This window comes from Agrobacterium sp. LY4 (assembly GCF_001526585.1).
GTDB lineage: Bacteria > Pseudomonadota > Alphaproteobacteria > Rhizobiales > Rhizobiaceae > Agrobacterium > Agrobacterium leguminum.
Window position 1 is genome coordinate 242,415 of record NZ_ASYA01000001.1, and the last position, 13,244, is coordinate 255,658.

Genomic DNA, 13,244 nt, shown 5'->3' on the forward strand with positions numbered 1-13,244 from the left:
AATGGCCGCGATAGAAATCAGTCAGGTCTGCAAGGATTATCATGGCGGCGTGCGCGCCGTGCACCACGTCGATATCGACATCCGGGACGGTGAGTTCATCGTTCTGGTCGGCCCCTCCGGCTGCGGCAAATCCACGCTTCTGCGCATGGTCGCAGGGCTTGAGGATATTTCCGAAGGCACAGTGAAGATCGGTGACCGGGTGGTCAATCAGGCCGATCCGGCTGACCGGGATATCGCCATGGTGTTTCAGAACTACGCCCTATATCCGCATATGTCGGTGCGCCAGAACCTGGAATACGGGTTGAAGAACCGCAAGACGCCGAAGACGGAGATCGATGCGCGTGTGGCCGAAGCCGCGCGTATGCTGCAGCTCGAACCTTATCTGGATCGCAAGCCGCGCGCCCTTTCCGGCGGCCAGCGGCAGCGTGTCGCCATGGGTCGCGCCATCGTGCGCAAACCGGCGGCCTTCCTGTTCGATGAGCCCCTGTCCAATCTCGATGCCAAGCTGCGCGTTTCCATGCGCGGCGAGATCAAGCGCCTGCAAAAGCGCCTCGGCACCACCTCGATCTACGTCACCCACGATCAGCTGGAGGCCATGACGCTCGCCGATCGTCTTGTGGTGTTGAATGGCGGCCGTATCGAACAGATCGGCGCACCGCTCGATGTCTATCACACCCCTGCTTCGACCTTCGTTGCGAGTTTCATCGGCTCTCCCGCCATGAATTTGCTGAACGCCGAGTTGCATGGCGATAGCCTCGCCATTGGTCCGTCGCTCTTTGCGCTCAACGGTTTCGCGCCTGTCTCCGGCCCCGTAACGGTGGGCATGCGGGCGGAAGATTTCCGCCTCGCTGCGGCCGGTGAGCAGGGCTTCCCGCTTCGGGTCGATTACATCGAGGAACTGGGTTCGCAGCGACTTATCCACGGCATGATCGGCGACCAGAACCTGACAGTTGCTTTCCCGCCGGATGTCGAGGTTCCGTCTGCGCTCTCCGTCACGATCGCGCCGGAGAAACTGCATTTCTTCTCCAGCGAAACCGGCAAGCGCATCGCCGGCAAAGCCGAGCAGCTGGCGGCGCAGCCCGCGCAAATGGCGACGGCCTGAGCGCATCGCAGAAATCGGCGCGATGACTAAAATTGCGCCGATTGTCAAAACCGCTTCGTTACGATCCCGATGATAGAAGACCTCCAATATTTCACGGGGGTTTTCTAATATGTCCTTCAAAATGATGTTCGCTGCCGCAGCAACCATGGCGGTCCGGACCGTGCCGATATTGCCGGCCTATTTGCGCCGGTCAAAAGACGAGGCCGTCGTCAGCGCATCCTGCACCGATCTGCGGCTTCAGCCGGCCCCCATCAATCCGGAATGGATCATTTCCGGCAACCCCCAGGCGCGCGCGGCGGATCATTCCAGAAGCGGCGACCGTGCTTCAAGCACCGCCATGTGGGATTGCACGGCGGGGGAATTCCGCTGGTTCTTCGGCTGGGATGAAACCGTCTATATTCTCGAAGGCGAAGTGCATGTGACCGCGGAAGACGGTTCCATCAGCATCCTGCGGGTCGGCGATGTCGCCTATTTCCCTGCGGGAACATGGGCCACCTGGCGAGTGGATGATTATGTCCGCAAAGTCGCTTTCATGCGCCGTCCGTTCCCCAAGGCGCTCGCTTTTGCCTATCGCGTCAAGAACAAGCTGTTTGCCGGCCGTTCCTATAAGCTGGCGGCCTGAACCCATAAAACATTCCAGTCGGCGGGGCCTGCACGGCTTCGCCGACGGAATTGTGAAGGTTCAATAAAACTCACACAAACCACCGCTTGCAGCAGTTGCCTTTGAATGGTCGCTGCCCTACATCTTCAGGGTTTTCTGAAGCATTTCCGGGTTTCTACCGGTCCTGCAGGGAAGCTTGAAAAGGCGAGGCAATGGGCACCGCGGGCCGACAAAGCGTCCGCATGCTGCAAGAGGAACATGCGCATGGCGAAGATCAAGAACGTCGCGATCCAGATGGATCATGTCTCCGGCATCAATATCGCCGGTGACTCCACCTTCGCCATGAGCCTTGAGGCGCAGGCACGCGGATACCGGCTGTTCCATTATACGCCCGAGCGCCTTTCCATGCGCGATGGCAAGATTTACGCCACTGTCGAGCAGATGGAACTGCGCGACATCAAGGGCGACCATTTCTCGCTGTCCGAACCGGAGCGCGTCGATCTGTCGACCATGGATGTCATCCATCTGCGTCAGGATCCGCCATTCGACATGGCTTACATCACCTCGACCCATCTGCTGGAACGCATTCATCCGAAAACGCTGGTGGTCAACGATCCCGCCTGGGTCCGCAACTCGCCGGAAAAGATTTTCGTCACCGAATTCGCCGATCTGATGCCGAAGACGCTGATCACCAAGGATGTGGAGGAAATCGCCCGCTTCCGCAACGAAATGGGCGATATCATCCTCAAGCCGCTTTATGGCAATGGCGGTGCAGGCGTCTTCCATTCCGCGCGCGACGACCGCAATTTCTCTTCTCTGCTGGAGATGTTCGGCCAGATGTTCCGCGAGCCTTACATCGCCCAGCAATATCTGCCTGACGTCCGCAAGGGCGACAAGCGCATCCTCCTGGTAGATGGCGAACCGGTTGGCGCAATCAACCGCGTGCCCGCGGAAAACGACGCCCGCTCCAACATGCATGCCGGCGGCCGGCCGGAACCGACGGAACTGACGGCGCGCGAGAAAGAAATCTGCCGCCGCATCGGTCCTGCCTTGCGCGAGCGCGGTTTTCTCTTCGTCGGTATCGATGTGATTGGCGACTATATGACGGAAATCAACGTCACCTCGCCGACCGGCATTCGCGAAGTGCGGAAATTCGGCGGTGCCGATGTCGCAAGCCTGTTGTGGGATGCGATCGAGAAAAAGCGCGAAGCCCAGGATTTCTGAGGCGAGCTTTCGCCGGTCCAGCTTTGTTCCGCGAGTACAACTAGACACAACTAAAATACATCGTCAGCGAGAAATTGTTCGCTGGATGTTCTTGTTTTGTTCTTTTCCCTGTGGCACGTTGCTTGCGGGTGGCCGCGGTAGGGCATGAAGCTCTGACTAGCGCGGCCGGTTTGCGGGGGCAGGCCATGGTGGCAAGGGTCAATACGGTTGCATTTCAGGGCATAGAGGGTGTGCCCGTCGAGGTGCAGGTCATGGTCGCGCCGGGAAAGGTGGGCATCCAGATTGTCGGCCTGCCCGACAAGGCGGTGGCCGAAAGCCGCGAGCGGGTGCAGGCCGCCCTGCATGCCTCGGGTCTGGCGCTGCCGGCAAAAAAGGTCACCGTCAATCTCGCGCCTGCCGATCTGCCCAAGGAAGGATCGCATTTCGATCTTCCCATTGCGCTTGGCCTCATGGCCGCTCTGGGTGCGATACCGGCAGAAATGCTGGCACGTTATGTGGTTCTCGGCGAACTCAATCTCGATGGCACCATCGGTATGGTTTCGGGCGCCCTTCCAGCGGCCATGGGTGCCAATGCGCTTGGCAAGGGGCTGATCTGCCCGGCTGAAAGCGGGCCGGAAGCGGCCTGGGCCGGCGCCGGTATCGATATTCTCGCCCCGCGCAGCCTGATTGCGCTGGCCAACCATTTTCGCGGCACCCAGCTTCTCTCGCGCCCGACGCCCGCCATTCGCGCCAACCCGGTCAATCTGCCGGATTTAGTGGATATCAAAGGACAGGAGAGCGCCCGGCGCGCGCTGGAGGTGGCAGCCGCCGGCGGACACAACCTGCTCATGGTCGGGCCGCCCGGCTCCGGCAAATCCATGCTCGCAGCCCGCCTGCCATCCATCCTGCCGCCGCTGGAGGCGGCGGAATTGCTGGAAGTGTCGATGGTCCATTCCATCGCTGGCCAATTATCCGGCGGCAAGCTTTCGGACCGCAGGCCGTTCCGCACCCCGCACCATTCCGCCACCATGGCGGCGTTGATCGGCGGAGGGCTCCGCGCCAAGCCGGGTGAGGCTTCGCTCGCCCATCACGGTGTTCTTTTTCTGGACGAGTTCCCGGAATTTTCGCCGCAGGTGCTGGATGCACTGCGCCAGCCGCTGGAAACGGGCGAATGCATCATTGCGCGGGCCAATCATCGCGTCAGCTATCCGGCGGAAATCCAGCTCGTTGCGGCGATGAACCCCTGCCGCTGCGGCATGGCGGGAGAGCCGGGTTTCACCTGCGCCCGAGGCCCGCGTTGTGTGACGGATTATCAGGCCCGCATTTCCGGCCCGCTGCTGGATCGTATCGATATCCGCATCGACGTTCCCGCCGTCTCTGCCGCCGATCTCATCCGCCCCGTCGCGTCCGAGCCGAGTGCGGCGGTGGCCGCCCGTGTCGCCCGGGCGCGCCTTGCGCAGCAGGAACGTTACGCGTCGGCGGGATTTGACGCCATTCGCACAAACGCTCGCTGCACGACGACCCTGATAGAAAAATATGCCGAGCCGGATGCGTCCGGGCTGCAATTGCTGCGCGATGCGGCCGAGCGGCTGAAGTTCTCCGCGCGCGGTTATCATCGCATTCTCAAGGTTGCCCGCACCCTGGCCGATCTGGATGGCAAACAGACGGTCGGCCGTATCCATGTGGCGGAAGCCGTGTCCTATCGTATCGCTGGCGAGAGGCTGACGACGGCGGCATAGAACATTTCCAGTAAAGGCACGAAGCGGTTTTTGGTGGGGAAGTGTGTAAAAACAAGTAATTAGAGCACATCTAACGATTCCGTTTAAACCGGATATGCTCCAGAAGGTCGCCTGTTGTGCCTTCCCTGAAAAAACATTGTGCCGCCAGCGGAAGCCGGCGGCACATAAGAATATTCGCTACTCTGGCGCGCGATCGTACCGCGCTTGAAAGCCTGGCTTAAAGTCCAAGGCCTTCGAAAAGCGCCGTCGAAAGGTAGCGTTCCGCAAAGGAAGGAATGATGACGACGATGTTCTTGCCGGCATTTTCTTCCCGCGCGCCGACCTTGATTGCCGCCGCCAGCGCCGCACCCGAGGAGATGCCGACCGGCACGCCTTCCAGCCTTGCCGCCAGACGTGCGGTTTCGAAAGCCTCGTCATTGGTCACGGTGACGATCTCGTCATAAATGCCGGTATCGAGGATGGCGGGTGCAAAACCGGCGCCGATGCCCTGAATCTTGTGCGGGCCGGGGTTGCCGCCGGAAAGAACCGGGCTGTCCGCGGGCTCGACGGCAATCACCTTCACCTCGGGCTTGCGGGATTTCAGCACCTGACCCGTGCCGGTGATGGTGCCGCCGGTGCCGATACCCGAGACGAGAATATCGACCGTGCCTTCGGTGTCGTTCCAGATTTCTTCAGCCGTCGTCTTGCGGTGAATATCGGGATTGGCGGGGTTTTCGAACTGCTGCGGAATGATCGCGTCAGGCAGGGTCTCGGCCAGTTCCTGCGCCTTGGCGATGGCGCCCTTCATGCCCTTGGGGCCTTCGGTCAACACCAGTTCGGCGCCGAGCAGGGCCAGCATTTTCCGGCGTTCAACCGACATGGTTTCAGGCATGGTCAGGATCAGCTTGTAGCCCTTCGCAGCGGCGGCGAAGGCAAGCGCGATGCCCGTGTTACCGGAGGTCGGCTCCACCAGCGTGGTCTTGCCGGGGGTGATCTTGCCCTGCGCTTCCAGAGCTTCGATCATGGCGACGCCGATGCGGTCCTTCACGGAAGCGATGGGATTGAAAAATTCGAGTTTGGCGAGAAGGTTGGCCTTCACGCCCTTCTCCTTCGCCAGCTTGTCGAGCCGCACGATCGGCGTGTCGCCGATTGTTTCCGTAATTGAGGAATAGACGCGTCCGCGTCCGGGCTTTCTGGCTTCGGGCATGATGCTCTCCTGTGTAAGACCGCAAGATTTGAGCGGCAGAATAGGAGCAATAGCTTTCGCAAGCTAGCGAACGTTCGTCCTAATATCCCTAAATTGCAGGAATAATTTCACGATAAATCGCATAAATGCACGAATTTGTTTTACGTGCTGCGGATCGCGATCATGGTGGCGGTTCCGGCCAGAATACCCGCCGCCGTGCGGTTGAGGATCGTCAAGGCGCTCGGCCTTTTCAGGAGGTTACGCGCCTTGGCCGCAAGCAGGATGTAAGGCAGGAGAACCGCCATCAGCACGACGAAGGTGATGGCGAGAAGTGTTGCATATTCCGAAGGGCCGATCATGCGGATATCGATCAGTGTCGGCACCAGCGCCACATAAAACAGCATGGTTTTCGGGTTGCCGAGCGTGATCAGCAGTCCGGACAGGAAGGACATGGGCATGCTGGTGCTTTTCTTGGCCTTCAGCTCCTGCGGCAGCAGACCGGCGGTCCAAAGCTTCCAGGCAATATAAAGGAGATAGGCCGCGCCCGCGAATTTCAGCACCATGAAGGCTTCCTGAAAGGTCTGCGCGACGAAGGCCAGGCCCAGGATCACAGCGGTCAGGTAAATCATGTCGCCCAGCACCAGCCCGAGACCCATGAAGAAGGTTTCGCGAAAGCCCGAACCCAGCGCCCGCGCCACGATCGCCGTCATGCCGGGGCCGGGAATGGCGGCGGCGATGAAGAGGGCGGTGGCATAGGCGAAAAGTGTCGTCAGCGTCATGATCGTGTTTCCTGAAAAATCCGCTAAATCCATAACGAAATTGCCGGGTAAAGACAATCAGTCCGCACGTCTGTCCCAGCGGTGTCGCTAAACGCCGGTGGAGCCGAAACCGCCGGCGCCCCGCGCCGTCTGCGAGGTCTCCGTCACCTCGCTCACAACAACCTGGGTTACCGGAGCGATCACCATCTGAGCAATGCGCATGCCGCGCTCGATGACGAAAACGTCCTGGCCCAGATTGGCGAGGATGACTTTCACTTCGCCGCGATAATCGCTGTCCACCGTGCCGGGAGAGTTGAGGCAGGTGATGCCGTTCTTGATGGCGAGGCCGGAGCGGGGGCGGATTTGCGCCTCGTATCCCTGCGGAACCTCGAAGATGAAACCGGTCGGGACCAGGGCGCGTTCGCCCGGTTGCAGGGTCAGCGGTTCGCCGGCAGGTACGGCAGCGCGCAGGTCCATGCCGGCGGCGCCACGGGTTTCGTAGGACGGCAATTCGAGGTCAGCGCCATTGGCGAGGCGGACGAGCCGGAGAGGGGGGCGATTGTCGTTTTGAAGGGTCATGCGGCATTAGTTTGCCGAGATCGCGGCAAGGTCAATTGCAAATGCGGGCCTGAAACGCTAGATAGCCCGCAATTCCACAGGATTTGTCAGATGGCCGAAACACTTGCCGAGGCGGTCTCCCGCCGCCGCACCTTTGCTATTATCGCGCACCCGGATGCGGGTAAGACCACGCTTACCGAAAAACTGCTGCTGTTCGGCGGAGCGATCCAGCTTGCCGGTGAGGTGAAGGCGAAGAAGGATCGCATCCAGACCCGTTCGGACTGGATGAAGATCGAGCGCGAGCGCGGCATTTCGGTCGTCACCTCGGTCATGACCTTCGAATATAACGACCGTGTCTTCAACATTCTCGATACGCCCGGCCACGAGGACTTCGCCGACGACACCTACCGCACGCTGACGGCGGTGGATGCGGCGATCATGGTCATCGATGCCGCCAAGGGTATCGAGCCGCGCACGCTGAAGCTCTTCGAAGTCTGCCGCATGCGCGATATTCCGATCATCACCTTCATCAACAAGATGGACCGCGAAAGCCGCGACCCCTTCGAGATACTGGATGAGGTGGAAGAGAAGCTCGCGCTCGATACCGCGCCCATCACCTGGCCGGTCGGCCGGGCAAAGACCTTCTGCGGCGCCTATAATCTCGCCGACAGCACCTTCCGTGGCGTCGATACGCAGGTGGAAGCCATGCCGGTCAACGGTCCGCAGGCGGTTGCCGATCGCCTGCCGGAAAATGAGCGCCATCTTTTCGTCGAAGAAACCGAACTGGCGCTGGAAGCCTGCCGTCCTTTCGATCGTCAGGCATTTCTCGAAGGTCATATGACACCGGTGTTCTTCGGTTCGGCGCTGCGCAATTTCGGTGTGCGCGACCTCATCAATGCGCTTGGCGATTTCGCGCCGCCGCCGCGCGATCAGGTGGCGGATACCCGCACCGTACATGCGGCTGAAGAAAAAATGACGGCCTTCGTCTTCAAGATTCAGGCCAATATGGACCCGAACCATCGCGACCGCATCGCTTTCGCCCGCATCTGCTCCGGCAAGCTGGAGCGCGGCATGAAGGCGCGGCTTGCTCGCACCGGCAAACAGATGGGCCTCACTGCGCCGCAGTTCTTCTTCGCCTCGCAGCGCCAGCTGGCCGATACGGCCTTTGCGGGTGACGTGGTGGGCATCCCGAACCATGGTACGCTACGCATCGGCGATACGCTGACCGAGGGTGAAAACCTGGTTTTCCAGGGCGTGCCGAACTTTTCGCCGGAAATTCTCCGGCGCGTGCGTCTGGAAGACGCCATGAAGGCCAAGAAGCTGAAGGAAGCCCTGCAGCAGATGGCGGAAGAGGGCGTCGTGCAGCTCTTTTCGCCGGAAGACGGTTCGCCGGCCATCGTCGGCGTTGTTGGTGCGCTGCAGCTCGACGTGTTGAAGGAGCGTCTGATGGGCGAATATGGCCTGCCGGTCTCCTTCGAAATGTCGCGCTTTTCCGTCTGCCGCTGGATTTCCTCCGATCAGCCGACGGAAATGGACAAGTTCCTCAACGTCAAGCGCGGCGATATCGCCCGCGATCTGGATGGCGATCCGGTGTTTCTGGCGCAGGATGCCTTCTCGCTCCGCTATGAGTCCGAGCGTTTTCCGGCGATCAAGATGGTTGCGATCAAGGAATATCACGTGGCCAAGGCAGCGTGATATCGGCCGGATTGCACTTTGTATGCCAAGGGCCGAGCATTTTCAGGAAAAGTGCGCAGCGGTTTTCCGTCCGGAAATGCGGAAAAAACAAAGAGCTAGAGCATTGAAGGTGATTACGTTTTCACTGGAAATGCTCTAGTTTCCCCTGAAACGGGAAACTGGTCCGGCATCATGACGCTTTCAGGCAAACATATTCTCCTCATCATCTCCGGCGGCATCGCAGCCTATAAGAGCCTCGATCTCATCCGCCGCCTGAAGGAGCGCGGCGCTAAGGTGACGCCGGTGATGACGAAGGGCGCCCAGGAATTTGTCACGCCGCTTGCTGTCGGTGCACTTTCCGCCACCCATGTCTTCACCGATCTCTTTTCCCGGCAGGATGAACAGGATGTCGGCCATATCAGGCTGGCGCGTGACTGCGACCTCGTGCTTGTGGCGCCCGCCACCGCCGATCTGATGGCGAAGATGGCGAATGGTCTGGCAGACGATCTTGCCTCCACCATTCTTCTCGCGACGGATCGAAAGGTGCTGGTGGCACCGGCGATGAACCCGAAAATGTGGGCGGCAAAGCCCACACTGCGTAATGTCGAAACGCTGAAAGAAGACGGCGTGTTTTTCGTCGGCCCGATGGCCGGTGAGATGGCAGAGAAGGGTGAAACAGGTCTTGGCCGTATGGCCGAGCCATTGCAGATCGTCGAAGCCGTCGTCGCACTGCTGGATGAGGGGCCAAAGCCCCTGAAGGGCAGAACGGCGATCGTGACCTCCGGCCCCACGCATGAACCGATTGACCCGGTGCGCTACATCGCCAACCGCTCCTCGGGCAAGCAGGGCCATGCCATTGCGGCGGCTCTGGCGGAACTGGGGGCGGAGGTTACGCTGGTTTCCGGCCCGGTCACCATCGCCGATCCTGCCGGGGTCACGACGATCCATGTCGAGCGCGCCGAGGAGATGCGCGATGCGGTGATATCGAGACTGCCGGCGGATATCGCCGTCATGGTCGCCGCCGTCGCCGACTGGCGGGTGACGGGCTCGTCGGAGCAGAAGATCAAGAAGCAGCCGGGCGATGCGCCGCCGGCGCTGCAACTGACGGAAAATCCCGATATTCTCAAAACCGTCGGCCACCATGAAAAGCGCCCGAGGATTGTGGTGGGCTTTGCCGCCGAAACGCAGGATATCGAGAAGAACGGCCGGGCGAAGCTGGAGCGCAAAGGCGCGGATTATATCATTGCGAATGATGTTTCGGCGGAAACCGGCATCATGGGCGGAGACCGCAACAGCGTGAAGATCATTTACGCAGATGGCATCGACGCCTGGCCGGATCTCGACAAGGCCGACGTTGCAAAACGTCTGGCGGCCCTGATCGCGGAGAAACTCGCATGAGCCTGTTCGATCGCAAGACTTTCGACAAGGTGCTCGGTAAATGGCCGGGCGTGCGTTTCGTCGACCAATGGGATTCGCACGTTGCCAAGGTGGGCGACAAGGTCTTTGCCGTGCTTGGCGAGCGGGAGGACTGGCGGCTGGTCGTGAAATGCTCGGAAGAGAGCTTCGAAATATTGACCTCGCTGGAAGGCATAGGGCAGGCGCCCTATTTCGCCAAACGCAAATGGATATCGATTGGCGATCATTCCCCGCTCGAACAGGAAGAACTGGAGCATTATGTGCGCCGCTCCTATGAGCTTGTCGCAGCCGGTCTGACCAAAAAACTGCGGGGCGAACTCGGTATCGTGATCGATACTGCGCGTGCCTTGTAGTTTTTCGGTTCAGTTCAGTTTGGTGTCTTTGCCGATGATCTGGCGGACGCCTTCCTTGGTGAAGGGCTGCAGGAGCTGCGGCAGGAATCCTTTCGCAATCTTGCCCTTGATGCCGATATCTGTGGAAGAAGGCCTGTCGGGGTTATGGTAGGAGCCGAAGATCAGATCGAAGAAGACGAGATTCTCGCCGTAATTGGTGTTTCCTTCAGGAAGCTGTTTTGAATGGTGCCAGCGGTGCAGGCGCGGGGTGCTGAACACGTAATCGAGCGGTCCCGTTTTCATATCGACGTTGCAATGGGTCAAAATACCGATGAATGCGGTAACGGCACCCAGCCACCAGAAAACCTGTAGCGGTGCACCCATGAAATAGAGCGGAATCTGGCTGAGCGCGATCTTGAACAGGGAATCGGCCACATGGAACCGTCCCGTATTGACGACCCAGAGTCGCACGACGCTGTGATGCAGCGCATGGAAACGCCAGAAGAATACGGTTTCATGCGCAATACGGTGGGACCAGTAGAGGCCGAATTCGGCAATCGTCACCGCAAGGGCGACCTGAACGATCATCGGCAGATGAGACGGCCACAGATCGAACCGCATGGCGGCGAGCGGCTGCAGCACATTGGCGGTCACCATCGGGAAGATTGCCGCTGCGGCGGCTGCGAGCTGGACCAGCCCTTTCGTCAAAAGCGTGTGGCCGATGCTGTTCACGGTCTCGCCATCACCCTCAAGCCATTGGATTTCATAGGGAATATAACGTTCGAGAAGAAACAGGCTCAAAACCGCGCCCGCATAAACGGTCAAAAAGGCCGCGATCGGATGGCTGCTCGTGAAAGCGAAATAGGACCCCACCAGGCCGCCGACGAACACCAGCGGCCAGGAAGAATAGGAAAGGGCCTCTTTCAGTGCTTGCGCTTTTGCCATCAAAATCAAATCCCGTCCGGCATCATCCGTCTATACCGCCCGCGCAATTCCGCGCAGGCATCAAAGCAGCCCTTACCCCGCATCGATCACCTGTCTCGATTGGAGATCAGGCCCTTATCGCTCCAATGCATTACACAAACATGGCACTCACCGGTGCCGAGATGCTCAGCTTATCCTGATTGCGATGTAAAGAAGCGTCAGCGCTATGACCCAGAGTGCCGCCCGTCCCCATTTGGTGTGGCGCGCTTCCGCCTTGCCGATGGCTTCAGCCGTCTGCGCGTCGAAACGCAGACCGTTCTCGCTCATATACATCAACTCGGAATGCAGCTTTTCCGTCTTGGCGGCGATCTCCGGCGCTGCCTCGGCAAGCTTGAGGGCCGCCTTCACGCCGTCCTTCAGATCAGTGACGATGCGTTTCGGGCCGAGATTGTCCCTGATCCAGCCGCCGACAACCGGGTCTGCCGCCTTCCACATGTTGAAGCGCGGATTGAGCATGCGCGACACGCCTTCCACCACCACCATGGTCTTTTGCAGCATCACCAGTTCCGGCCGCGTTTCCATGTCGAAAAGCTCGGTCACTTCGAATAGCAGGGTCAAAAGCTTGCCCATGGAGATCGTTTCGGCCGGCTGGCCGTGGATCGGCTCGCCAATGGCGCGGATCGCCTGGGCGAAGCTTGCTATATCGTGATGGCCCGGCACGTATCCGGCTTCGAAATGCACTTCCGCCACCCGCATGTAATCGCGGGTAATGAAGCCGTAGAGGATCTCGGCAAGGAAGCGGCGTTCCTTTTTGCCGAGACGTCCGGCAATGCCCATGTCGACGGCGACGATCTCGCCCTCAGCATCGACGAAGAGATTGCCGGGATGCATGTCTGCATGGAAGAAGCCATCGCGCAGCGTGTGCCGCAGGAAGGACTGGATCAGCGTGTCGGCGAGTTTGTTCAGGTCGTGGCCGGCGGCCTTCAACCCTTCGATATCCGACATCTTGACGCCGTCGATCCACTCCATGGTGACGACATCGCGCCCGGTGCGTTCCCAGTCGACCTCGGGAACTCGGAATCCGGGATCGTCCTTGGTGTTTTCCGCAAGTTCGGAAAGGGCGGCGGCCTCGAGCCGCAGATCCATCTCGATCTTGGTGGTCTGCTCCAGCGTGCGTGTCACCTCGACCGGGCGCAGGCGACGTGCGGAGCGGACGAAACGCTGCTGCAGATCGGCGATCAGATACATCGCCTCGAGATCGTTCTGGAAACGCTGGCGCACGCCGGGGCGGATGACCTTGACGGCGACCTTGCGCGGCCCCCTCGGCGTATCCACCATTGCCGGATGAACCTGGGCAATGGAGGCGGCGGCGATAGGATCGCCGAATTCCCTGTAGAGATCGGACACCGAACGGCCGAGCGAGCCTTCGATATTGGCTTTCGCCGCAGCCGCCGGGAAAAAGGCCATACGGTCTTGAAGGCTCGCGAGATCGTCGGCGAAGTCGGCGCCCACCACATCCGGCCGGGTGGCGAGAAACTGACCCATCTTCACATAGGAAGGACCGAGCCGCTCGACAGCCACTGCCAGACGGTCGCTGCGCTGCGCCCTTTTCGCCTTGCTGCGGGCGAATGGCTTCAGCAGCGCTTTCAACAATTGGGCGGGAGCAGGCAGGTCATCGGAAGGCAGGGCCAGCACGACGCCTTCGCGCACGAGAACCCAGCCAACCCTTGCGAGGCGGAAATATGCGCCCAAAGTACTCATGCTTATGCTTG

General features: G+C 60.1%; 12 protein-coding genes. 7 read left to right on the plus strand and 5 right to left on the minus strand.

All coding sequences use genetic code 11. From position 1 onward, the window contains the following. The first annotated feature begins 1 nt into the window (after position 1). The 4 genes from L904_RS01220 to L904_RS01235 all read left to right on the plus strand — a co-directional run bounded on the left by L904_RS01220 (position 2) and on the right by L904_RS01235 (position 4,645). A complete protein-coding gene (locus L904_RS01220) occupies positions 2 to 1,102 on the plus strand; it encodes a sn-glycerol-3-phosphate import ATP-binding protein UgpC (RefSeq protein WP_020809796.1) in 1,101 nt (366 codons plus the stop codon). Between the two features lie 109 nt (positions 1,103 to 1,211). Further along, complete coding sequence (locus L904_RS01225) at positions 1,212 to 1,724, plus strand: cupin domain-containing protein (protein WP_035264088.1); 513 nt, start codon at positions 1,212 to 1,214, stop codon at positions 1,722 to 1,724. 243 nt (positions 1,725 to 1,967) lie between these two features. Next, the gene (gene gshB, locus L904_RS01230; protein ID WP_003503823.1) at positions 1,968 to 2,927 is read left to right on the plus strand and encodes a glutathione synthase; all 960 of its coding nucleotides are present in this window, start codon (positions 1,968 to 1,970) and stop codon (positions 2,925 to 2,927) included. A gap of 185 nt (positions 2,928 to 3,112) precedes the next feature. Continuing rightward, positions 3,113 to 4,645: a YifB family Mg chelatase-like AAA ATPase gene (locus tag L904_RS01235; protein ID WP_020811509.1), complete on the plus strand. Its 1,533-nt coding sequence runs from the start codon at positions 3,113 to 3,115 to the stop codon at positions 4,643 to 4,645. Between the two features lie 217 nt (positions 4,646 to 4,862). On the opposite strand, the gene cysK is transcribed toward L904_RS01235, so the two are convergent. The 3 genes from cysK to dut form a co-directional block, all read right to left on the minus strand. After that, on the minus strand, positions 4,863 to 5,831 hold the full coding sequence (gene cysK / locus L904_RS01240; RefSeq protein ID WP_003520103.1) for a cysteine synthase A: 969 nt from the start codon (positions 5,829 to 5,831) through the stop codon (positions 4,863 to 4,865). Positions 5,832 to 5,971: 140 nt separating this feature from the next. After that, entirely contained in the window at positions 5,972 to 6,589 is a 618-nt protein-coding gene (locus L904_RS01245) for a LysE family translocator (protein ID WP_003520102.1), read from the minus strand. Between the two features lie 87 nt (positions 6,590 to 6,676). Next, complete coding sequence (dut, locus tag L904_RS01250) at positions 6,677 to 7,147, minus strand: dUTP diphosphatase (RefSeq protein WP_035264085.1); 471 nt, start codon at positions 7,145 to 7,147, stop codon at positions 6,677 to 6,679. Positions 7,148 to 7,237: 90 nt separating this feature from the next. On the opposite strand from dut, the gene L904_RS01255 reads away from it, so the two are divergent. The 3 genes from L904_RS01255 to L904_RS01265 all read left to right on the plus strand — a co-directional run bounded on the left by L904_RS01255 (position 7,238) and on the right by L904_RS01265 (position 10,569). Further along, on the plus strand, positions 7,238 to 8,821 hold the full coding sequence (locus tag L904_RS01255) for a peptide chain release factor 3 (protein WP_035264080.1): 1,584 nt from the start codon (positions 7,238 to 7,240) through the stop codon (positions 8,819 to 8,821). Between the two features lie 171 nt (positions 8,822 to 8,992). Next, entirely contained in the window at positions 8,993 to 10,198 is a 1,206-nt protein-coding gene (coaBC, locus tag L904_RS01260; RefSeq protein ID WP_020811020.1) for a bifunctional phosphopantothenoylcysteine decarboxylase/phosphopantothenate--cysteine ligase CoaBC, read from the plus strand. After that, positions 10,195 to 10,569 carry an MmcQ/YjbR family DNA-binding protein gene (locus L904_RS01265; RefSeq protein ID WP_003520098.1) on the plus strand — a complete coding sequence of 125 codons (375 nt, stop codon included), beginning with the start codon at positions 10,195 to 10,197 and terminating at the stop codon, positions 10,567 to 10,569. Before coaBC ends, L904_RS01265 begins: the two co-directional genes overlap by 4 nt. 9 nt (positions 10,570 to 10,578) lie before the next feature. On the opposite strand, the gene L904_RS01270 is transcribed toward L904_RS01265, so the two are convergent. Next, positions 10,579 to 11,493, minus strand: a complete 915-nt coding sequence (locus L904_RS01270) for a sterol desaturase family protein (protein WP_020811021.1) — start codon at positions 11,491 to 11,493, stop codon at positions 10,579 to 10,581. Between the two features lie 165 nt (positions 11,494 to 11,658). Beyond that, entirely contained in the window at positions 11,659 to 13,233 is a 1,575-nt protein-coding gene (gene ubiB, locus L904_RS01275; protein ID WP_020811022.1) for a 2-polyprenylphenol 6-hydroxylase, read from the minus strand. Positions 13,234 to 13,244: the final 11 nt, after the last annotated feature.

Bases quoted from the DNA above. Each gene is read 5' to 3' on its own strand.
- L904_RS01220 (WP_020809796.1), top strand. From the start codon at position 2: ATGGCCGCGATAGAAATCAGTCAGGTCTGCAAGGATTATCATGGCGGC.
- L904_RS01225 (WP_035264088.1), top strand. From the start codon at position 1,212: ATGTCCTTCAAAATGATGTTCGCTGCCGCAGCAACCATGGCGGTCCGG.
- gshB (WP_003503823.1), top strand. From the start codon at position 1,968: ATGGCGAAGATCAAGAACGTCGCGATCCAGATGGATCATGTCTCCGGC.
- L904_RS01235 (WP_020811509.1), top strand. From the start codon at position 3,113: ATGGTGGCAAGGGTCAATACGGTTGCATTTCAGGGCATAGAGGGTGTG.
- cysK (WP_003520103.1), bottom strand. From the start codon at position 5,831: ATGCCCGAAGCCAGAAAGCCCGGACGCGGACGCGTCTATTCCTCAATT.
- L904_RS01245 (WP_003520102.1), bottom strand. From the start codon at position 6,589: ATGACGCTGACGACACTTTTCGCCTATGCCACCGCCCTCTTCATCGCC.
- dut (WP_035264085.1), bottom strand. From the start codon at position 7,147: ATGACCCTTCAAAACGACAATCGCCCCCCTCTCCGGCTCGTCCGCCTC.
- L904_RS01255 (WP_035264080.1), top strand. From the start codon at position 7,238: ATGGCCGAAACACTTGCCGAGGCGGTCTCCCGCCGCCGCACCTTTGCT.
- coaBC (WP_020811020.1), top strand. From the start codon at position 8,993: ATGACGCTTTCAGGCAAACATATTCTCCTCATCATCTCCGGCGGCATC.
- L904_RS01265 (WP_003520098.1), top strand. From the start codon at position 10,195: ATGAGCCTGTTCGATCGCAAGACTTTCGACAAGGTGCTCGGTAAATGG.
- L904_RS01270 (WP_020811021.1), bottom strand. From the start codon at position 11,493: ATGGCAAAAGCGCAAGCACTGAAAGAGGCCCTTTCCTATTCTTCCTGG.
- ubiB (WP_020811022.1), bottom strand. From the start codon at position 13,233: ATGAGTACTTTGGGCGCATATTTCCGCCTCGCAAGGGTTGGCTGGGTT.